Genomic DNA, 20,683 nt, shown 5'->3' with positions numbered 1-20,683 from the left:
ACCGTCGGCGGCACCATACGGATGGCCCTCTTCAGCGACTCGGGCCCGCGCGGGATCCCGGTCTGGACGAAGGACGCCACCGCCCGCCGGATCACCGGCCGCCCCGGCGGCTCCTTCAACGTGACGACGGGCCTGCTGGACTGCACCGCCTACGGCTACGCGAAGGACTCGACCATGATGGTGTGGGACATCGCCACCAACACCTGGTCCAACAAGGCCCGCGTCTCCACGAGCTGCAACCAGTAGCCAGGGCAGGCGAGTTCAGGCGCCCCAGGCTGCCCTGGCGGCTCAGGCCGCCCTGGCAGCTCAGGCCGCCTTGAGCGCGGCGGCGTAGGACACCCCGGTCAGTTCCTCGGAGGCGGCCCACAACCGCTCCGCCGCCCGGTCGTCGAGGGTCCAGGGCGCCCGCCGGGACGGTGCGGGCGCCCCACGCCACATCGCGAGGGACGGCCCCGTGAACGAGTCCGGGCGGACACCGGGCGCGGTCGCCGCGTACAGCGTGGGCAGCGCGCCGGCCTCGGCGGGCTGGGCGATCACCCGGTTGCCGAGCGCCATCAGCCGCTCGGCGACCCGGCGCCCCTCGGCGCGCGGCCCGGCCGTCTGGAGGTTGGTCGCCGCGTACCCCGGGTGCGCGGCCGCCGCCACGACGCCGGACCCGGCCGCCGCGAGCCGGCGCGCGAGCTCGTGCGTGAACAGCAGGTTGGCCGTCTTGGAACGGCCGTAGGCGGTCCAACGGCGATAACGCCGCTCGGAGTTGAGATCGCTCGGATCGATGTTGCCGAGCAGATGGGCCATGCTGGAAACGGTCACGACCCGCGCCCCGGACTGCTCGCTGATGGGCGAGCCGGCCGACCGACCCTCCCCGGCGAGCAGCGCGGGCAGCAGAAGCCCCGTGAGGGCGAAGTGCCCGAGGTGGTTCACCCCGAACTGCGTCTCGAACCCGTCGGCGGTCGTGCCGTACGGCAACGCCATCACACCCGCGTTGTTGACGAGCAGATCCAGCCGCTTGTACGGCAGAGACTCCGCGAACTCCCGCACAGAGCCGAGATCCCCGAGATCGAGCCGCCCCAACTCAACCTCCACACCCGGCACTTCACCACGCAGCCGCGCAACGGCATCCCGCCCCCGCGCCTCACTCCGGCAGCCGAGCACGACCCGCGCCCCCTTGCGGGCAAGCTCCCGCGCGGTGACGTACCCGAGCCCACTGTTGGCCCCGGTGACGACAGCGGTACGACCGCTCTGATCAGGGATGTCACGCACACTCCAGCCGGCCATGACCGCACTCCTTCCACTGCTCCCGCCCCCTCACCGCACCCTACGACGACGACTCCACACTGGATTGAGGAACACGGTCGGGCGACGGCTCGTCACCGGCCAACGAAGTTCAAAACAGAAGCAACTGGGTCCAGCTCCCGGACGTCAACAACGCCAACGGGATCGTCGGTAACGCCGGACGGCCGCGGCCTCTACCTGGTCAACGCACGCTTCACCAGCCCGCAGGTCCCGACGACGTTCACGGCGGTCGCGGTGCCGATCTGACGCCACAGCGACCCGACACCCGGGCGGGTGACATCATGAACGCATGACGACGACCATCACCGTCGGCCGAAAGGCAGATGGCGCGTAGCCGCCCCGGCGCGCTGCGCGCCCGCCGTTCTCCCGACCTCCGCACCCGCACCCGCACGGCCCCCCAGCCGACACGCATCCGCGGCCTCTCCGCCCGCACCAGCCGCGCGATCCACCACGTCGAGCACGAGGGCGGCGACTTCCACCTCTTCCCCGGCGCGACAGCGAGCGCCCTGCAGCGCTACCACGCCTTCGTGACGACCCCGGGCCGCGGCATCCTCTATCCCCGCACGTCCGCGTGCCCCGGCTGCCCGGGCTGCGGCCTGGACGACGTCCGCCACACCCGGGACGTCCTCGCCGAGACCCTGCGCCTCCTCCCACCCAGAGCCCGAGCCGAACTCGCCCGCACGGTACGAACGCTGGACCGCCGCTACCTGAACCGCACCCTGCCCGACCCCCGACCGCGATCGGCCCCCTGGTGGCACCACCGCCTGGGAGAAGGAGCGGAGGGCTGGTGATCGATGATCGACGACCCGCCCTCAGGCGACACACACAGAAAAGTCACAGAACAGCCACACCCCATACACCACAAGCAAACCGGCCATACCGTCGTCCCCTCACACCACAGTCCTGGGGGGACGCCATGACCAACCCGTACACCGCACCGCCCACCCCGCCCGCTCCCCGGTGGGCCCGCAAGAGATACGTCCTGCCCGCCCTCGCCCTGGCCCTGTTCATCGGCATGGGCGTCGGAAACAGCGACGGGAACAAGACGACCGACGCGAAGGCGACCTCCGCGAAGCCGCAGCCGACGGTGACCGTGACCACCACAGCAACGGAAACAGCCGTACCGAAACCGGCGGGCACGGTCACCGCGACAGCAACGGCGACGAAAACGGTGCGGGTCACGAAGACGGTAACGGCGCAGGCAGGTGCAGGGGCTGGAGCCGGGGCCGCGGCGAACGAGAGCAGTACGGACGACAACTCCTCCGACGACTCCGGAAGCGTGTACTACGAAAACTGCACGGCCGCCCGCGCCGCCGGAGCCGCCCCCGTACACGTGGGCGACCCGGGCTATGGCCGCCACCTGGACCGCGACGGAGACGGAGTCGGCTGCGAATAGCGGCACCCGCGCAGGTTTGCCGAACCAGCAACTGAACACGAACGAACCGAGACACCGCCTACTCCCCTCGCCCGCCGGCCGTATCCACCAGAAAGGGGCGGCACCTCATACCGGAGGTACCGCCCCACACCACGTCCGCCCGCTCTCCGTCAGTCCCGCCGAATCAACTCCGGATCGATCCGCCGCCCGATCAACGGCAGGGATCCAAAGGCGGCGACCGCCACGGCTCCGAGAGCGGAAGCCACCAACAGCGGCACACCGGCCCCGTCCCAGAAGACCTCGCCCCCGCCGCTGACGAGATAGCTGGACTCGGCCGCCTTCCCTGTGACGACCGCCAACACCAGGCCCACCGCCAGTGGCAACACAACCTGCGACACCTGCACGGCCCGCAACGTACGAGGCCGCGCACCGAGCAGAGACAGAGCGGTCACCTGCGGCCGGCGCTCGACCGCGCGATCGGTGGCAGCCACGAGGTAGGCGGCTACGCCGATGATGAGGCCGAGGACCATGCCCATAGCGAGGATCGACTTGACTACGGTGATCTGTTGAAGGGCGGTCACCACTACGCCGGGCGTCTCCAACTCGACGGTTGGATCGACTCCGCCGATGTCGTCAAGGACGTCACGGACGATCTGGGGTTCCGAGCTGCTGACCAGGGTGAGACTAGCCCCCTCGGGCCGGAAGCCGTCAGGCAAGAAGGACGGCGGGACTACGACGTCGACACTGCTCAACGCCGAGAGTCCTGGTTCATCCCGGTAGATCACCTGGCGCTTCGGCACTCGAAGCGTCACCACACGCCGCTCGCCTCTGTCATTCCTGAGATGGAAAGGGAAACTCGCACCAGGCTTGCTGTCCTCGTCGTACGCCCCCAGAGGGTTCACCACTCGAAAAGGTCGTCCGTCCGTGCAGCGTCCAATTTCAGGAACCATCCCGCGAATTTGGCTGCACGTGGCAATCAAGGCGGAGATCATCGGTGGAAACTCGATTTCGGGATTCCTCCACGATCGCGCCTCCATGCCATACCCACGGACACCCGCCACGGCCTCGAACGCCCGCTGCCGATCTTGGCTGACGCCGTCGAGAGACAGCATGTACGACTGCACAGGTGATGTGTTCTTGGAAACTTGGTCCAGTTCGATGAGAACTCCTTGCGCGAGCGATGCCGCATAAACGAGCAGCACCAGACCACTCGCCACGCGCAGAGCCCCACCGGGCTCCATCTCATTACGCCTCATAGCCAGTCCGAGCGACAGAGAGCTGGTACGTGCCACCGACCGGGACAAACTCCGGGAGAGGATCGGGAGTGACAGTACGAGCCCTACGCCCACCAACACGACGGCGAGCGGCATCAAGATCGACGAGACCGAGGTGCCTCGGGGCGCGTGCCCCGTCGCGCCAGCCACGCAGTAAGCGGCGACGATACCCAGCCCCGGAAGGAGCGGCAGCAGCCTCCACTTCGCGGGCGGTTTCTCCACCGCACTACGCCTCACAGCCAAAGGGTTCGCAGCAGCCTTCCTGGCCCCGATGGCTCCCGCGAACCAGGCGAGTACTGGACAACCGATCAGACAGACGAGGGCAGCGGACAAGGCTAGCGATCCATCCGACGGATACCACCGGAAGCCGGGGAGACCGACGCGGGAGATGAGTTGGTTGGCCGCTGCGTAGATGCACAGACCGAGCGCCGCACCAAGGAGTGCGGCAGCGACCGTCTCGGCTGCATTGACGCGCTGAACGCCCTTCTTGCTCAACCCGAGTAGCCGCAGTGCCGCAAGCCGTCGGGCCCGCGCTGCAGCCGACAGCCGCGCACACACCGACAGGTAGACAGCCAACGGAAGAAGGACAACACCGCACAGCGCGAACCGCACGAGGCCCAGCGTCGAGGGCTCCACCGTTTCGTCGTCTGTGGACGATCTCCCATAGGACGTCACGGGATCCCCGTCCTTCAACTGGCCCCGAGTGACGCCGATGTACGCGTACAACTCATCGGGGTGAGCCAACCCTCGAGGGCTGATGAGTCCCCGTTCCCGCCCCGGCACGAGCTGGGCAAGACCCGGCTCCTTTCTGAGCGCTTCGTGCAGTCGCGGCGACACGAACATCTCGCCGGGAGCCGGCAGTTCACTCAGCCCAGGGGGAGGGTCAATGGCAAAGGTACCTGGTGCGTGGAAAACACGGGTCATGGGGCGGGAGCCGTACGGGTCCGTCAGCCTGATCTCGCGAGGTGCCCTATTTGCCTCGACACAGACTTGGCGTTGGTTGCGACATTCCCCCACGCGTGCCGCCTTACGCCCGTCCTGCGCTGCCAGGATCCCGGGGATCGCAAGCACCATGGCCAGGCAACAGACACCGACGGCACTTCCTCCGGCCATGAGGAGGAACCGCACTCGGTTGCCCCGCCCACTGCCCAGCAACAGCCGTAGACCCAGCAGGAGTTCCTTCATGTCGCCTCCCGCGCCAGGGCCGAGAGAACGCCGTCGCGCATCGCATACTGGCTGTCAGCCCGGGAGGCCACTTGGGCATCGTGCGTGACGAGCACCACCGCTGTCCCCTGGGAACGGGCAAGGGACAGGAACTCTTCCAGGACAGCGGTAGCGTTGGCACTGTCCAGCGATCCCGTCGGCTCATCTGCGAACACCACAGCCGGTCGATGCACCAACGCCCGTGCGACCGCAACGCGTTGGCTCTGCCCTCCTGACACCTGCGAAGGCCGACGCTGTCGCAGATCGGCGAGACCCAGACGTCCGAGAACCTCCCCGGCAGCGGTCAGCGCCTGTGCCTTGCGCTGCCCGGCCAGACGCAGCGGCAGGGCGGTGTTCTCTTCCACGGTCAGCTCCGGGAGTAGTTCGCCGTACTGGAAAACGAATCCGAAACGCTCACGGCGCAGCGCGCTGAGTTCCTCGTCGTCGAGTTCGCCGAGAACGCGTCCCTCGAATCGAACTTCACCGCGCACCACGGGCAGGACCCCGGCAAGGCAATACAGCAATGAGGACTTGCCGGAGCCACTCTGCCCGGTGATCGCCACGACTTCGCCCCGGCGCAGGCTGATGTCGGCATTCCTGACGGCGGGCGTCTCCCCGTAGAAAAGGTCGACACCCTTGGCGGACAAGACTTCTGACGTGTTGATGATCGTTCCCCTATGACGAGAGGGAGCCCAGATGCGGGCATCTGGGCTGTGGGGTGCAGACGCTTTTAGTGACGACTCGTGTAATTCAGCGTGCTTGAGCAGTTGTCCGGGTGCAGACTGCCACGGTTACTGCATGCCCTGATCCGCGCATGCTCCGTGTAGCGCTGGGCACCGTCCCAGTTCGAGTGATGCAAGGCGACGGCCTTTCCCTGCTTGCCGTCGTAACGAACCCAGTCGTGACCCTCGACACGCACCTGCACGTAGACGTTGTGACCGTCGTGGGCGTCAGCGTCCCTCAGGACGCCTTTCCACTCGAATGCGCCGTGATTCTGGCCTGCAGGATGGAAGCGGTACGAACCATCTGTGAAGTCAACGCCCCTCGCACTCTGCCTCGGCAGGTAGTGCCATCCCTCCGCGCCAACCGCCGTCCCCACCCCCACAAGAAACGCCCCCGCAGCCAGCACTCCGGCCAATACCTTCCGCATCGCGTACCTCTCCGACCGCCCGGCAGCCCCGTCGACCACCACTGACAACAGAACGTAGTTGGTCGATCACGTGCTGAAACCTTCAGTCGCTCACCCGCCATCACATCAGGTGATCGAAATCCAGACACCCCACGCAAACCGCACCCGAAACAGCCATCACGAGAGATACCTGAGGCGGGGAACGAACTGCGCAACACTCCCATAAACGGCACAACACAAGAGGACGGCACCCCCGCACAGGGTGCCGTCCTCCTTGGTGCGCCGGAGCCGCCGCCGATCGGTGAGGGTCGGGGACCAGCGGCGGCTCCGGGGTTCATGGACCCTTCAGCCTCTCCGGGCGTCAGGGCCTGTCAGGGCCTCAGCCCCTTCGGACCACACGGCCCCGGGCCCCGGGGCCCCGCCTCAGCGGTGGTCGCTGCCCGTCGACTGGGTGGCTGCTCGGCCCGCTTCCAGGCGGGCTACCGGGATTCGGAACGGGGAGCAGGAGACGTAGTCCAGGCCTACCTCGTGGAAGAAGTGGACGGACTCCGGGTCGCCGCCGTGTTCGCCGCAGACGCCGAGTTTCAGGTCGGGGCGGGTCGCGCGGCCCGCCTCGGCCGCGGCCTTGACCAGCGAGCCGACGCCGTCCTTGTCGATGGTCTCGAAGGGGCTGACGCCGAAGATGCCCTTCTCCAGGTACGCCGTGAAGAAGGAAGCCTCCACGTCGTCCCGGCTGAAGCCCCAGACCGTCTGGGTGAGGTCGTTCGTGCCGAAGGAGAAGAACTCGGCCGCCTCCGCGATCTGGTCGGCGGTGAGGGCCGCCCGGGGGAGTTCGATCATCGTGCCGATCGCCAGCTTCAGGGCGACGCCGGTCGCCGCCTCGACCTCCGCGACGACCTGGTCGGCCTCCTCGCGGACGATCTCCAGCTCCTGGACGGTGCCGACCAGCGGGATCATGATCTCTGCGCGCGGGTCGCCCTTGGCGTTCTTGCGCTCCGCCGCCGCCTCCGCGATGGCCCGGACCTGCATCGTGAACAGGCCGGGGATGACGAGGCCGAGGCGTACGCCCCGCAGGCCCAGCATCGGGTTCTGCTCGTGCAGGCGGTGGACCGCCTGGAGCAGGCGCAGGTCGTTCTCGTGGGACTCCTGGCGGGACTCCGCCAGCGCCACCCGCACCGACAGCTCGGTGATGTCGGGCAGGAACTCGTGCAGCGGCGGGTCCAGGAGACGGATCGTCACGGGGAGGCCGTCCATCGCCTCGAAGAGCTCGACGAAGTCCTTCTTCTGCAGCGGCAGGAGCTGCTTCAGGGACTCCTCGCGCTCCACCTCCGTGTCCGCGAGGATCAGGCGTTCCACCAGCTCACGCCGGTCGCCGAGGAACATGTGCTCCGTGCGGCACAGGCCGATGCCCTGGGCGCCGAAGCGCCGGGCGCGCAGCGCGTCCTCGGCGTTGTCGGCGTTCGCGCGCACCCGCAGCCGTCGCTTGCGGTCGGCGAAGGCCATGATGCGGTGGACGGCCTCGACGAGCTCGTCGGCGTCGTCGGCGCCCGCGTGCATCCGGCCTTCGAAGTACTCCACGACGGGGGACGGGACGACCGGGACCTCGCCCAGGTAGACCTTGCCGCTCGACCCGTCGATGGAGATGACGTCGCCTTCCTCCACCACGTGGCCGCCGGGCACCGTCATCCGGCGGCGCTTGGTGTCGACCTCGAGCTCCTCGGCGCCGCAGACGCAGGTCTTGCCCATGCCCCGGGCCACCACTGCGGCATGCGAGGTCTTGCCGCCGCGGCTGGTCAGGATGCCCTCGGCGGCGATCATGCCGTCGAGGTCGTCGGGGTTGGTCTCGCGGCGGACGAGGATGACCTTCTCGCCCGAGCGGGACCACTTGACGGCGGTGTACGAGTCGAACACGGCCTTGCCGACGGCCGCGCCCGGGGAGGCCGCGATGCCCCGGCCGACCTTCTCCACCTTCGCGTCCTCGTCGAAGCGGGGGAACATCAGCTGGGCGAGCTGGGCACCGTTGACGCGCTGGAGGGCTTCCGTCTCGTCGATGAGGCCCTGGTCGACGAGCTGGGTCGCGATGCGGAAGGCCGCGCCCGCCGTGCGCTTGCCGACGCGCGTCTGGAGCATCCACAGCTGACCGCGTTCGATGGTGAACTCGATGTCGCAGAGGTCCTTGTAGTGGTTCTCCAGCGTCTCCATGATCTGCATCAGCTGGTCGTACGACTTCTTGTCGATGTGCTCCAGTTCGGCGAGCGGGACGGTGTTGCGGATGCCCGCGACCACGTCCTCGCCCTGGGCGTTCTGGAGGTAGTCGCCGTAGACGCCCTGGTGGCCGGAGGCCGGGTCGCGGGTGAAGGCGACGCCCGTGCCGGAGTCGGGGCCGAGGTTGCCGAAGACCATCGAGCAGACGTTGACGGCGGTGCCGAGGTCGCCGGGGATGCGCTCCTGGCGGCGGTACAGCTTGGCGCGGTCGCCGTTCCAGGAGTCGAAGACCGCCTTGATGGCGAGGTCCATCTGCTCGCGCGGGTCCTGCGGGAAGTCGCGGCCGGCCTCGGTCTTGACGATCTTCTTGAAGCGGGTGACCAGCTTCTTCAGGTCCGCCGCCTCCAGCTCGGTGTCGACGGCGACCTTCTTCGCGGTCTTCGCTGCTTCCAGCGCGTCCTCGAAGAGCTCGCCGTCGACGCCGAGGACGGTCTTGCCGAACATCTGGATCAGCCGGCGGTAGGAGTCCCACGCGAAGCGGTCGTCGCCGGCCTGCTTGGCCAGGCCCTGGACGGACTTGTCGGAGAGGCCGATGTTCAGGACGGTGTCCATCATGCCGGGCATCGAGAACTTCGCGCCCGAGCGGACGGAGACGAGGAGGGGGTTGTCGGCCTGGCCGAGCTTCTTGCCCATCCGCTCTTCCAGGGCGGCGAGGTGCGCACTCACCTCGTCACGCAGTGCCGCGGGCTCCTCGCCGCTGTCGAGGTAGACCTTGCAGGCCTCGGTGGTGATGGTGAAGCCCGGAGGGACGGGAAGGCCCAGGTTGGTCATCTCGGCGAGGTTGGCGCCCTTGCCGCCGAGGAGGTCCTTGAGGTCCTTGTTGCCTTCGGTGAAGTCGTAAACGAACTTCACGCCCTCAACGCTCGCGGCCTGCTCGGTTACCGGGAGATCTTTGTTTTCCGACACGGGTCTCGACTCCTCGAGGACGCGGTGGCTGCCCTGACGGCCAGGAACATACCCAGATCAAAGGCGTCTGGGTACGTCTACTCGCGCGTCATGTGCTCGTAACCAGTCGTCCGCCAGCGGATCGAAAGTCAAGGCTTGGCAAGCCCAGAGCGGCGGATGTTTTCACTTCTTGAACGCAAGCACCTCCCACCCACCCCGCAGCCCGCTCAGACGAGCGCCATGGGGCACGATTGATTTCGATCGATGAACGATCAAGCGGTGGCACTCAGTGCCACTCCTTGGAGAAGTGCAGCGACTCATGATCCGCTCATCTGAGCACTACCCCCCTCAGGGGTGGCGAGAATCACGCTTCCACAGGCCGCCCGATTTCACCATGCGGACGCGTCTCGGGACGGAAACCCGCCCGTCATGCCGTCGGCCTGCCGCTCGTCGTGCGGCCCGTCGTGCCGCCCGCCATACGAGCGTCCCTCACACCCCCAGCGCCAGCAACCGCTCCTCCACCCGCTCCGGCGCGTACAGGTGCTCCACGACCAGCGCACCCCCTCCCACCAGGCCCGCCCGCTCTCCCAGCCGCGAGGTCACGACGTCCAGACGGGCCGTGGAGCGGGGCAGCGCCCGCTGGTAGAGCAACTCGCGCACGCCCGTGAGGAAGGCGGTTCCGGCCAGATCCCCGGCGATCATCAGGACTCCGGGGTTGAGCAGCGTCACGACCGTCGCCAGGACGTCCCCGACGCGGCGCCCCGCCTCACGGGCCAGCGCCGCGGCCTCGGGGTGCCCAGCGGCGAGCAGGTCGCGCACATCCGAGCCCGAGGACGCCGGTATGCCCGACTCCGTGAGCCGCCGCGCCACGGCGCCACCGCTGGCGACGGCGGCGAGACAGCCGTAGGAGCCGCAGCGGCACAGCGCCTCCGCGCCCACCCGGATGTGCCCGATGTCGCCGGCGCCGCCGTCCACGCCACGGAAGATCGAGCCGTCGACCACGACCCCGGCGCCGATGCCCGTGGACACTTTGACCAGCACGAACGCCGAGCAGTCCGGGTACCCGGTGCGTTGTTCGCCGTACGCCATGAGGTTGGCGTCGTTGTCGACGAGCACCGGGACCGCCGGCGCCGCCCCGGTGCGCTCCGTGAACGCCCGCGCGAGGCGGCTCCGTATGTCGTAGCCGTCCCAGCCGGGCATGATCGGCGGCTGGACGACCCGGCCGGTCTCGCTGTCGACCGGGCCGGGGACGGCGAGTCCGATGCCACAGACCTCGTCCGGCCGGTGGCCCGCCTTCTCCAGCAACTCGGCGAACCAGCCGCCGAGTTCGCCGAGGACGGCGTCCGGACCGTCCTCGACGACCAGGGTGCCGCCGTGCTCGGCCAGGATCTCGCCGGTCAGGGTCAGCACGGCCGCCCGGGCGTGCCGGGTGTCCAGATCCGCGGCCAGGACGACCGCGTGGGCGTCGTCGAACTCCAGGGTGATCGAGGGGCGGCCACCGAGCGGGGAGTCGACCGGGCCGCCGGCGCCCTCGCGCAGCCAGCCCGCACGGAAGAGACGCTCCAGGCGTTGGCCCACGGTCGCGCGAGAGAGGCCGGTGGCCTGCTGGAGGGCTCCGCGGGTCGTCGCCCGCCCACTGCGCACCAGTTCGAGCAGATCTCCGGCGCTGGCCTGACCGCCCGCCCTGCCCGCCCTACCGGCCCCTCCGGTCCTGCCGGTCCTGCCGGTCCCGACGGTCCTGCCGGTCCGTCCCGAACGCCCGGTCATGCGCACCCCCTTGTGTTTCCCCAGCCTGCATTACATATTGAGTTTTGCGTGTTAAATAGACGTAACCCTACGGTAGCCACTGCCGAACCAGTCGGCCTTGTCGTCTTCGGGGAGCCCCGAGTGGATCGCACCGCCCAGCTCATCGCCCGCCCGGCGGAGTACGCCGTTGCATACGATCCGGCGGCTCCGCCGGGTTCGCCGCAGCTCAGGGCGCCGCAGCTCAGGGCGTTGCACACGCGGGCGGCAGCCGTGCTGGAGGGCAACTGGACCGGCGCGTCGACCGTGCCGTCGCGCCGGCTGTACCCGCACCAGTGGTCCTGGGACTCGGCGTTCATCGCGATCGGGCTCAGGCACCTCTCGCCGCGCCGGGCGCAGACGGAGCTGGAGACGCTGCTGGCCGCCCAGTGGGGCGACGGGCGTATCCCGCACATCGTCTTCAACCCCTCCGTACCGCTCGACGCGTACTTCCCGAGCCCCGACTTCTGGCGCTCCTCGACCGCGGGGCGCGCTGCGGGCGCCCCGCGCACCGTACAGACCTCCGGCATCGTGCAGCCACCGGTGCACGCGCTCGCGGCCTGGCTGGTGCACCGCGCCGACCCGGGGCTCTCCCGGGCGCGCGGCTTCCTCGCCCGGGTCTACCCGCGGCTCGCCGCCTGGCACCGGTATCTGCTGCACCGGCGGGACCTCGGCGGAGGCGGACTGGTGTCGGTCGTCCACCCCTGGGAGCAGGGCATGGACAACGCGCCGAGCTGGGACGCGCCGCTCGCCCGGGTCACCCCGGCCCCGGCCCGCTCCTTCCGGCGCGCCGACCTCGACCACGGCGCGGCGCAGGACCGTCCGACGGACCTGGACTACGGGCGGTACGTGCGGCTGGCGACGGAGTACCGGGACGGCGGCTATGCCGACGGGGGCGGGGAGTTCGCCGTCGAGGACCCCGCCTTCAACGCGCTGCTCATCGCCTCCGAACACGCCCTCGCCCGCATCGCGCAGGAGCTGGGCGCGGCGCCCGGCGCCCGCCACGCGCGCGCGGAACGCCTGACGACGGCCCTGGTCGAGCGGCTGTGGGACCCGACGGAGGGCGTGTTCTTCTGCCGGGACGTGCAAGGGGCGCGGGCCGACGGACAGAGCGGTCCGGGCGGTACGGGCGGTCCGGGCGGGGCGGGCGGTCCGGGCGGGGCGGGCGGGGCGCTGATCCGTGAGCGGGGCGTCTCCGGGCTCGTGCCCCTCCTCCTGCCCGGGCTGCCGCGCGAGGTGGTGACGGCCGTCGTGGGGGCCCTGCGCGGCCCGCACTTCGGGCTCGGCACGACCACCCGCCTCGTCCCCAGTTACGACCTGCTCGGCGAGGCCTTCGACCCGCACCGTTACTGGCGCGGCCCGGCCTGGTTCAACACGAGCTGGCTGCTGGAGCGCGGTCTGCGGCTGCACGGCCACCGGGCCGACGCGGACGCGCTGCGCCGGGCGGTGCTGGACATCGCGGCCGGCTCGGACTTCGCGGAGTACGTCGATCCGTACACCGGCGAGGCCTGCGGCGCGACCGGCTTCAGCTGGACCGCCGCGCTCACGCTCGACCTGCTGCACCGAAGCGAAGCGAGCGAAACAGACCAAGCGGCCCAAGCGGCCCAAGTGAACCGAGCCAACCGAGTGAACCAGGCGAACAACGCGAACAACGCGAACGAGGCGAACGCTTTCAAGGGAGGGGACCAGGGATGACGGACCGGCATCATCTGCTCGTGTACGGCGGGACGTTCGCCGCCGTGGGCGACCGCGGGGACATCAGCGGCGTACGGGGCTCCGGCACGGCCTCCGGGTCCCCGGAGGGGTTATTCGTCCGGGACGCCCGGCACCTCAGCCGCTGGCAGCTGACGGTGGACGGCGCCGTGCCGGAGGCGCTCGCGCCGGTCGCGGACGGGGACGTCACGCGGTGCGTGCTCGTGCCGCGCGGCGGGCGCAACGAGCCGCCGTCCTGCACGCTGTTCCGTGAACAGGCCGTCGGAGACAGCTCGTTCGTGGAGTCGCTGCGAGTCGTCAGCAACCGGCCGGTGCCGACGACGGTCCGGCTCGCGGTCACCGCCGACGCCGACTTCACCGACCAGTTCGAACTCCGCTCCGACCACCGTACGTACGCGAAGACCGGGGTCGTCCGCCGCCGTCAAGTCCTCGACGACGGCGTGGAGTTCACCTACCGGCGCGGTGAGTGGAAGTCCTGCACGACGGTGACGGCCGAGCCCGCGCCGGACGGCGTCGAGGAGACCGGCACCGGAGCCCGCCGGCTGGTGTGGACGCTGGAGCTGGAGCCGCACGGCTCGGCCGAGCTGACCCTGCGGGTGATGGCCCGGCCGCACGGCGAGAAGCGGGCCCTGCGGGTGCCCCGTTCCCCGGCTGCGGTGGCCAAGCAACTCCGGGCGCAGGAGGGAGAGTTCATGGAGGGCGTGGCCTTCCCGACCGGCTGGCCCGAGCTGGCCGCCGCCTGCGTTCGCGGGCTCGCGGACCTGGCAGCGCTCCAGGTGCAGGCGACCGGGCCGGACGGCGAGGAACTGCGCGTTCCGGCGGCGGGCGCCCCCTGGTTCCTGACCCTGCTGGGCCGCGACGCCCTGCTCACCTCGCTGTTCACCCTCCCCTACCGGCCACGGCCGGCCGCCGCCACCCTGCTGGCGCTCGCCGCCGGGCAGGCGACCGAGACCGGCCGGGACTCGGTGTCCCAGCCCGGGAAGATCGTGCACGAGGTGCGGCACGGCGAACTGGCCCACTTCGGACAGGTCCCCTTCGGCCGCTACTACGGTTCGGTGGACGCGACCCCGCTGTTCCTCGTCCTGCTCGGCGCGTACGTCGAGCAGACCGGCGACACGACGACGGCCCGCCGCCTGGAGCCCAACGCCCGCGCGGCGGTCGGCTGGATGCTGGACCACGGCGGACTCACCTCCCGCGGCTATCTGGTCTACCGCGCCGACAACGGCGGCCTGGCCAACCAGAACTGGAAGGACTCCCCCGGCGCCATCTGCTCCGCCGACGGCACCCGCGCGAGCGGGGCGGTGATGGCGGCGGGGGCGCAGGGGTACGCGTACGACGCGCTGCGCCGGACGGCGTGGGTGGCGCGCACGGTGTGGCAGGACGAGAAGTACGCGGCGCTGCTGGAGCAGGCCGCGGCCGATCTGCGCGACCGTTTCCAGCGGGACTTCTGGATGCCGGACCGTTCGTTCCCGGCGCTCGCGCTGGACGGCGAGGGCCGCCAGGTCGACGCGCTCGCCTCGGACGCCGGGCATCTGCTCTGGTCGGGCCTGCTGGACAAGGAGTACGGCGAGGCCGTGGGCCGGCGGCTGGTGGAACCCGACTTCTTCTCCGGCTGGGGCGTGCGCACCCTCGCCGCCGGGCAGGCGGCGTACCATCCCCTGTCCTACCACCGGGGTTCGGTCTGGCCGCACGACAATGCGCTGATCACGCTGGGGCTCGCCCGCTACGGCCTGCACGACGAGGCCCGTACGGTCGCCCACGCGCTGGTCGACGCGGCGACCGCGACCGGTCACCGCCTGCCCGAGGTCCTCGCGGGCTACGGCCGCGACACGCACGCGCAGCCGGTACCGTACCCCCACGCGTGCGTACGAGAATCCCGCTCGGCAGCGGCCCCGTTGGCGCTGCTCACGGCAGTCGGGGGCGCGTGACGTTCCTCCCGGGAGTGCTTGGCGTGACGTTTGCGCGGTGTTTGCCGAGCACAGGCCCAGGGGGCTGAACGCGGGCGAAGAGCAGGCCGTACGAAACTGTGGCGGATCCGACCCACACCGGATCCGCCGAACAGCCGGGCTTCGTACGGAAGGACCCTCGGGTGCCTGTCTCCACTCACTCGTCCCAACACCCCGCCCCAAACCCCCCCGAGGACGACCCCGCGACCACCCCAGACCCGGAAACCCTGACGGGGACCGCCGCCCCGGCGAAGGCGAACCCTGAGGCCACCGCGGCGGAACCCGCGGAGCCGGAAGCCACGAAGACGAAGGCTGCCGAGACGAACGCCCCGGAGACGGCAGAGCCAGAAGCGGCGTCCCCGGAGACGGCGGAGCCGGGGACAGCAACCCCGGGCGGGGCGCCCCCGGAGCCGGACACGCCCGAGCCGAAGGGCCTTGCCGAATCGGGCGCGACGGAGCCGGATGCGTTGGACGAATCGGTTTCCGCCCCCGGTGAAAGTCGGTCTCCGCGCCCCCAGGGGGTCAGGGGTCGGGTTGGGTACTGGTGGGGGTGGCGGGGGCGGCATCCTCGGGTTGCTCGGGTGGTGTGGTGGGTCGGGACCGTTCTTGCTCTGGTGCTGGTGCTCGGGGCGTTGGTGATGCCGAATCGTCTCTTCGCGGTTCAGGTGAACCAGTTCCTGCGGCTGCCGGGTGAGGCGATCATCGGTGCGGCCGTGCTGCTGGCGCTGCCGCGCCGGCCGCGGGTGGCGCTGGCGGCGCTGGCCGGCGCGGCGCTCGGGGCGCTGACCGTGCTGAACCTGCTCGACATGGGGTTCGTGGAGTACCTGGGCCGCGACTTCAATCTCGTCCTGGACTGGGGTCTGCTGGACGACGCCCAGTCGTACGTCGCGGACTCGATGGGCGGGACGGTCGCGCTCGCCGCGGCGATCGGCGTCGTCCTGCTCGTCGTCCTGGTCATGGTGATCATGGCGCTGGCGATGGTCCGGCTGAGCGGCATCCTGGTGAGCAACACCCGGCAGGCGACCCGGGGCACGCTGATCGCGGGCACCGCCTGGATCACGTGCTCCGTGCTCAGTCTGCAGTACGCCGGGATGCCGGTCGCCTCCGACCGGGTCGCGCACACGGTCGCCTCGGAGGCGAGGCGGGTGCGCGACACCCTGCGGGACGAGGCCGCGTTCGGCAAGGAGGCCCGCGCCGACGCGTTCGGCGCCACCCCCGCCGACCAGCTCGTGCCGGACCTGCGCGGCAAGGACATGATCTTCACGTTCATCGAGAGCTACGGCCGCAGCGCCATCGAGGACCCGGGCATGGCGCCGGGCGTCGACAAGACCCTCGACGTGAGCACGCAGGCCCTGACGAAGGCCGGATTCCACGCGAAGAGCGGCTGGCTGACGTCGGCGACGTACGGTGGCAGCAGCTGGCTCGGTCACTCCACCACGCTGTCCGGGCTGTGGGTCGACAACCAGCAGCGCTATCGCACGGTGATGGCGAGCGATCACCTGTCGCTGACGAAGGCGTTCAAGAAGACCGGCGCCTGGGACACCGTCGGGATCATGCCGGGTGTGCAGAAGGGCTGGCCGGAGCAGAAGTTCTACGGCCTGGACAAGGTCTACAACGCCTTCCAGATGGGTTACCAGGGACCGAAGTTCAGCTGGTCGACCATGCCGGACCAGTACGCCCTGGAGGCGTTCCAGCGGCTGGAGCACAGCCGCACGGACCGTGACAAGCCGCTGATGTCGGAGATCATCCTGACCTCCAGCCATCAGCCCTGGGCGCCGATACCGAAGATGGTCGGCTGGGACGACCTCGGCGACGGCTCGGTCTTCGACGGCATCGAGAAGGCCGGCAAGAAGGCGTCCGAGGTCATCGCCAACAGCGCCAAGTCCAAGGAGGAGTACGGCAAGTCCATCCAGTACTCGGTGACCGCCCTCACCCAGTGGCTGGAGCGCTACGGCACCGACGACACCGTCCTGGTGTTCCTCGGCGACCACCAGCCCATAGCCCGGGTCAGCGGCAACAACGCCAGCCGGGACGTGCCGATCTCGATCGTCGCCAAGGACCCGAAGGTCCTCGACAAGATCGCCGCCTGGAACTGGACGGACGGCCTGAAACCGGCCCACAACGCGCCGGTGTGGAAGATGAGCTCGTTCCGCGACAAGTTCCTGACGGCGTACGGGTCCACCCCGCACCCTTCCGGGAACTGACCCCGGCCGCCGGAATTCACCCCGGCCGCCGGGGCCGGCCTCAGCCGCCGGAGGTGTCCAGCTCCGCGTCCTCGCTGATGCCCGCGCAGTCGTAGGGGTCCTTCAGCCAGCCGTCCGGCAGGACGACCCGGTTGTTGCCGGAGGTGCGGCCGCGGGGGCCGTCGGCGCCGGTGGGCCAGGGCTGGTCGAGGTCCAACTCGTCCAGCCCTGCGCGCAGTTCCGCCAGCGAGGAGGTGATGGCGAGGCGCCGCCGCAGCTCGGAGCCGACCGCGAAGCCCTTCAGGTACCAGGCGACGTGCTTGCGGAAGTCGATGACGCCGCGCGCCTCGTCGCCGATCCACTCGCCGAGCAGGGTGGCGTGCCGGACCATCACCTCGGCGACCTCGCGCAGGGTCGGCTCACGGAAGTCGTCCCGCCCCTCGAAGGCCGCCACCAGGTCGGCGAACAGCCACGGCCGGCCCAGGCACCCACGCCCCACGACCACCCCGTCGCAGCCCGTCTCGCGCACCATCCGCAGTGCGTCCTGTGCCGACCAGATGTCGCCGTTGCCGAGGACGGGGATCTCCGGGACGTGCTCCTTGAGCCGGGCGATGGCGTCCCAGTCGGCGGTGCCGCCGTAGTGCTGGGCGGCCGTACGACCGTGGAGGGCGATCGCCGTGACGCCCTCCTCGACGGCGATCCGGCCGGCGTCGAGGTAGGTGATGTGGTCGTCGTCGATGCCCTTGCGCATCTTCATCGTCACCGGGAGGTCGCCGGCGCCCGACACCGCCTCGCGCAGGATCGCCCGCAGCAGGTTGCGCTTGTACGGAAGAGCCGAGCCGCCGCCCTTCCTGGTCACCTTCGGGACCGGGCAGCCGAAGTTCAGGTCGATGTGGTCGGCGAGGTCCTCTTCCGCGATCATGCGGACGGCCTTGCCGACGGTGGCCGGGTCGACGCCGTACAGCTGGATCGAGCGCGGCTTCTCGGTCGCGTCGAAGCGGATCAGCTGCATGGTCTTCTCGTTGCGTTCGACCAGCGCCCGGGTCGTGATCATCTCGCTGACGAACAGGCCTTTGCCACCGCTGAACTCCCTGCACAGGGTGCGGAAGGGCGCGTTGGTGATCCCGGCCATGGGGGCCAGAACGACGGGCGGCCGGACGGCGTGCGGGCCGATCTGCAAGGGGGACACGGGCGTGGGCATTGCCCCATTCTCACGCACCGGACGAAGTGCCGCGAAAATCATTAGTTAGGCGTACTATTCACGCATGCCTGAGCTCAGCCCTCGACGACGCCTCCTCGTCCTCGCGATCTGCTGCATGAGCCTGCTGATCGTGAGTCTCGACGTCACCGTCCTGAACGTGGCGCTGCCCGCGATGCAGCACGACCTGCACGCCACGACCGCCGGCCTGCAGTGGACGATCGACGCGTACACGCTGGTGCTGGCCGCGCTGCTGATGCTGGCGGGCTCGACCGCCGACCGGATCGGCCGCAAGAAGGTCTTCATGGCCGGCCTGGTCGTGTTCTCGCTGGGCTCGCTGCTGTGCTCCCTCGCGCCGAGCCTGGAGCTGCTGATCGCGGCCCGCACGGTGCAGGCGGTCGGCGGTTCGATGCTGAACCCGGTCGCCATGTCGATCATCACCAACACCTTCACCGACCCGCGCGAGCGCGCCCGGGCGATCGGCGTGTGGGGCGCGGTGGTGGGCATATCGATGGCCGCGGGCCCGCTGCTGGGCGGACTGCTGGTGGAGTCCGTGGGCTGGCGCTCCATCTTCTGGCTCAACCTGCCGGTCGGCCTGCTGGCCCTGCTGGCCACCCTGCGGTACGTCCCCGAGTCCCGCGCACCGAAGGCCCGCCGTCCCGACCCGGCCGGCCAGCTGCTGGTCATCGTCCTCTTCGGCTCCCTGACCTACGCGATCATCGAGGCGCCGGAGGCGGGCGCGGCCACCAGCGGTCCCTTCGCGGCCGTCGCCCTGGTCGCGCTCCTCGGCCTGCTGCGGTACGAGCCCCGACGTACGGAGCCCCTCATCGACCTGCGGTTCTTCCGCTCGGCCCCGTTCAGCGGGGCGACGGTCGTGGCGATCAGCGCGTTCGCCGCGCTGGGCGGGTTCCTGTTCCTGTCCACCCTGTATCTGCAGAACGTGCGCGGCCTGGACGCCCTGCACGCCGGTCTGTGGATGCTCCCCCTCGCCGTGCCGACGTTCCTGTGCGCGCCGCTGTCCGGGCGGCTGGTCGGCACCCGGGGGCCACGCCTGCCCCTGCTCGTCGCGGGCGTCGCGATGACGACGAGCGGTCTGCTGTTCGCCGCCTTCGACGCGGAGACGTCCGATGGGACGCTGTTCCTCGGGTACGTGCTGTTCGGGGTGGGCTTCGGTTTCGTGAACGCGCCGATCACGAACACGGCGGTGTCGGGCATGCCGCGCAGTCAGGCGGGGGTCGCGGCGGCCGTCGCCTCCACCAGCCGCCAGCTCGGCCAGACTCTGGGCGTCGCGGTCGTCGGCGCGGTCCTGGCGGCGGGCGTGGGCGCCTCGTCGTACCGCGAGTCCTTCGTCTCCGCCGCGGTCCCCGGCTGGTGGATCCTCACCGGCTGCGGCCTGGCCGTCCTCGTCCTGGGGGTCGTCACCACGGGTCCCTGGGCCAGGCGTACGGCGGAACGGGCCGCCCAGCGCCTTCAGGCCCCGGAGATCCGGGAGGCGACGAGCATCAGGGCGTGAGCGCGCCCTGGGCGAGCGCGTGCAGCTTCTCCAGGCGCTCGCGGGTCTTCTGGTCCGCGGGCGCGTAGGTCACCATGCGGGCCCCGTGGTCCGGGTTCAGCCACAGGTCGGTGTGGGTGACGGTGAGGAGGCCGACGTGGAGGTTGCGGAACTGCTTGGTCTTGCCGCGGGACCCCACGACCTCGTAGCGCTCCCAGTTCTCGCGGAACTCCGGGGACTCCGTCTGCAGGCGCTTGACCAGCATCTTCCAGGCGGGTTCGGAGAGGTGGCCGGCCATGGAGGCACGGAGTTTCGCCGCCATCAGGCGCATGGACTCGTCGAGGTGGACGACCGACTCGCGCCACTGCGGATGGGTGTGGATGAGGATCATGCAGTTGCGATCCTCTGGCGGCACGGCGTCGAGGTCGCACAGCAGGTGGGCGTAGGTGCGGTTGTAGGCCAGGATGTCGTAGCGGCTGTTCTGGACGCAGGCGGGCAGCGGGTCGAGCTGGTCGAGCAGCGTGCGGACGGCCTCGGAGATGCCGGTGCAGGAGGAGGCCGGGGTGGGGTCCGTGGAGCCGGCGAGCTGGAAGAGGTGCGCCCGCTCGCTCGGGTCGAGCTGCAGGGTGCGGGCAAGGGCGTCCAGAACCTGCACCGAGACATGGATGTCCCGAGACTGTTCGAGCCAGGTGTACCAGGTGACGCCGACCGCCGAGAGGTGGGCGACCTCCTCGCGCCGAAGTCCTGGCGTGCGGCGGCGCGTTCCGCGCGGGAGGCCGACCTGTTCGGGCTTGATGCGCTCGCGGCGACTGCGCAGGAAGGCGGCCAGTTCGTGCCGCCGGACCTCCGAGCCGACGGTCTCGCGGGCCGGCGTCCCGGCGGGCGTCGCAGTGGGCGTCCCACTGGGCGTCTCGTAGGCCATCGTCGTCATCCCTCCAGCGTGCC

General features: G+C 70.1%; 14 protein-coding genes. 7 read left to right on the top strand and 7 right to left on the bottom strand.

Annotated elements, in window-relative coordinates; genetic code table 11:
* Nucleotides 1-21 precede the first annotated feature (21 nt).
* Entirely contained in the window at nt 22-246 is a 225-nt protein-coding gene (locus ACIBTS_RS05630) for a hypothetical protein (RefSeq protein WP_399316831.1), read from the top strand.
* A gap of 60 nt (nt 247-306) precedes the next feature.
* Here the strand turns inward: ACIBTS_RS05630 and ACIBTS_RS05625 are convergent, their stop codons facing one another.
* Nucleotides 307-1,275 carry an oxidoreductase gene (locus ACIBTS_RS05625; RefSeq protein WP_399316829.1) on the bottom strand — a complete coding sequence of 323 codons (969 nt, stop codon included), beginning with the start codon at nt 1,273-1,275 and terminating at the stop codon, nt 307-309.
* Between the two features lie 341 nt (nt 1,276-1,616).
* On the opposite strand from ACIBTS_RS05625, the gene ACIBTS_RS05620 reads away from it, so the two are divergent.
* A complete protein-coding gene (locus ACIBTS_RS05620; protein WP_399316827.1) occupies nt 1,617-2,084 on the top strand; it encodes a hypothetical protein in 468 nt (155 codons plus the stop codon).
* Between the two features lie 125 nt (nt 2,085-2,209).
* Nucleotides 2,210-2,689, top strand: coding sequence for an excalibur calcium-binding domain-containing protein (locus ACIBTS_RS05615; protein WP_399316825.1), 480 nt, complete (start codon nt 2,210-2,212; stop codon nt 2,687-2,689).
* A 149-nt stretch (nt 2,690-2,838) separates the two neighbouring features.
* Here ACIBTS_RS05615 and ACIBTS_RS05610 read toward each other — a convergent pair whose 3' ends face one another.
* The 4 genes from ACIBTS_RS05610 to ACIBTS_RS05595 form a co-directional block, all read right to left on the bottom strand.
* Complete coding sequence (locus tag ACIBTS_RS05610; protein ID WP_399316823.1) at nt 2,839-5,127, bottom strand: FtsX-like permease family protein; 2,289 nt, start codon at nt 5,125-5,127, stop codon at nt 2,839-2,841.
* Nucleotides 5,124-5,792, bottom strand: a complete 669-nt coding sequence (locus tag ACIBTS_RS05605) for an ABC transporter ATP-binding protein (protein WP_399316822.1) — start codon at nt 5,790-5,792, stop codon at nt 5,124-5,126. Before ACIBTS_RS05605 ends, ACIBTS_RS05610 begins: the two co-directional genes overlap by 4 nt.
* A 905-nt stretch (nt 5,793-6,697) precedes the next feature.
* Nucleotides 6,698-9,445 carry a pyruvate, phosphate dikinase gene (gene ppdK, locus ACIBTS_RS05600; protein WP_399316820.1) on the bottom strand — a complete coding sequence of 916 codons (2,748 nt, stop codon included), beginning with the start codon at nt 9,443-9,445 and terminating at the stop codon, nt 6,698-6,700.
* A 468-nt stretch (nt 9,446-9,913) separates the two neighbouring features.
* Nucleotides 9,914-11,191, bottom strand: coding sequence for an ROK family protein (locus ACIBTS_RS05595; RefSeq protein ID WP_399316818.1), 1,278 nt, complete (start codon nt 11,189-11,191; stop codon nt 9,914-9,916).
* A gap of 120 nt (nt 11,192-11,311) precedes the next feature.
* On the opposite strand from ACIBTS_RS05595, the gene ACIBTS_RS05590 reads away from it, so the two are divergent.
* The 3 genes from ACIBTS_RS05590 (at nt 11,312) to ACIBTS_RS05580 (ending at nt 17,069) form a co-directional block, all read left to right on the top strand.
* Nucleotides 11,312-12,901, top strand: a complete 1,590-nt coding sequence (locus tag ACIBTS_RS05590) for an MGH1-like glycoside hydrolase domain-containing protein (protein ID WP_399316817.1) — start codon at nt 11,312-11,314, stop codon at nt 12,899-12,901.
* Entirely contained in the window at nt 12,898-14,847 is a 1,950-nt protein-coding gene (locus ACIBTS_RS05585; protein WP_399316815.1) for a glycogen debranching N-terminal domain-containing protein, read from the top strand. The genes ACIBTS_RS05590 and ACIBTS_RS05585 overlap by 4 nt, the downstream gene beginning before the upstream one ends.
* A 485-nt stretch (nt 14,848-15,332) precedes the next feature.
* On the top strand, nt 15,333-17,069 hold the full coding sequence (locus ACIBTS_RS05580; protein WP_399317195.1) for a CDP-alcohol phosphatidyltransferase: 1,737 nt from the start codon (nt 15,333-15,335) through the stop codon (nt 17,067-17,069).
* 40 nt (nt 17,070-17,109) lie between these two features.
* Here ACIBTS_RS05580 and dusB read toward each other — a convergent pair whose 3' ends face one another.
* On the bottom strand, nt 17,110-18,249 hold the full coding sequence (gene dusB, locus ACIBTS_RS05575) for a tRNA dihydrouridine synthase DusB (protein ID WP_399316813.1): 1,140 nt from the start codon (nt 18,247-18,249) through the stop codon (nt 17,110-17,112).
* A gap of 64 nt (nt 18,250-18,313) precedes the next feature.
* Between dusB and ACIBTS_RS05570 the strand changes: the two genes are divergently transcribed.
* Complete coding sequence (locus ACIBTS_RS05570) at nt 18,314-19,759, top strand: MFS transporter (RefSeq protein ID WP_399316812.1); 1,446 nt, start codon at nt 18,314-18,316, stop codon at nt 19,757-19,759.
* Here ACIBTS_RS05570 and ACIBTS_RS05565 read toward each other — a convergent pair.
* Nucleotides 19,749-20,669 carry a helix-turn-helix transcriptional regulator gene (locus ACIBTS_RS05565; RefSeq protein ID WP_399316810.1) on the bottom strand — a complete coding sequence of 307 codons (921 nt, stop codon included), beginning with the start codon at nt 20,667-20,669 and terminating at the stop codon, nt 19,749-19,751. The two genes, ACIBTS_RS05570 and ACIBTS_RS05565, sit on opposite strands and share 11 nt — an antisense overlap.
* Nucleotides 20,670-20,683: the final 14 nt, after the last annotated feature.

This window comes from Streptomyces sp. NPDC050121 (assembly GCF_044460385.1).
Lineage (GTDB): Bacteria > Actinomycetota > Actinomycetes > Streptomycetales > Streptomycetaceae > Streptomyces > Streptomyces soliscabiei.
This window is presented reverse-complemented; position numbering and strand designations above follow the sequence as displayed.

What these genes read in the sequence shown, in the direction of transcription:
- ACIBTS_RS05595 (WP_399316818.1), bottom strand. Translation starts at nt 11,191, where the DNA reads ATGACCGGGCGTTCGGGACGGACCGGCAGGACCGTCGGGACCGGCAGG.
- ACIBTS_RS05625 (WP_399316829.1), bottom strand. Translation starts at nt 1,275, where the DNA reads ATGGCCGGCTGGAGTGTGCGTGACATCCCTGATCAGAGCGGTCGTACC.
- ACIBTS_RS05585 (WP_399316815.1), top strand. Translation starts at nt 12,898, where the DNA reads ATGACGGACCGGCATCATCTGCTCGTGTACGGCGGGACGTTCGCCGCC.
- ACIBTS_RS05630 (WP_399316831.1), top strand. Translation starts at nt 22, where the DNA reads ATGGCCCTCTTCAGCGACTCGGGCCCGCGCGGGATCCCGGTCTGGACG.
- dusB (WP_399316813.1), bottom strand. Translation starts at nt 18,249, where the DNA reads ATGCCCACGCCCGTGTCCCCCTTGCAGATCGGCCCGCACGCCGTCCGG.
- ACIBTS_RS05565 (WP_399316810.1), bottom strand. Translation starts at nt 20,669, where the DNA reads ATGACGACGATGGCCTACGAGACGCCCAGTGGGACGCCCACTGCGACG.
- ACIBTS_RS05620 (WP_399316827.1), top strand. Translation starts at nt 1,617, where the DNA reads ATGGCGCGTAGCCGCCCCGGCGCGCTGCGCGCCCGCCGTTCTCCCGAC.
- ACIBTS_RS05615 (WP_399316825.1), top strand. Translation starts at nt 2,210, where the DNA reads ATGACCAACCCGTACACCGCACCGCCCACCCCGCCCGCTCCCCGGTGG.
- ACIBTS_RS05610 (WP_399316823.1), bottom strand. Translation starts at nt 5,127, where the DNA reads ATGAAGGAACTCCTGCTGGGTCTACGGCTGTTGCTGGGCAGTGGGCGG.
- ACIBTS_RS05570 (WP_399316812.1), top strand. Translation starts at nt 18,314, where the DNA reads ATGCCTGAGCTCAGCCCTCGACGACGCCTCCTCGTCCTCGCGATCTGC.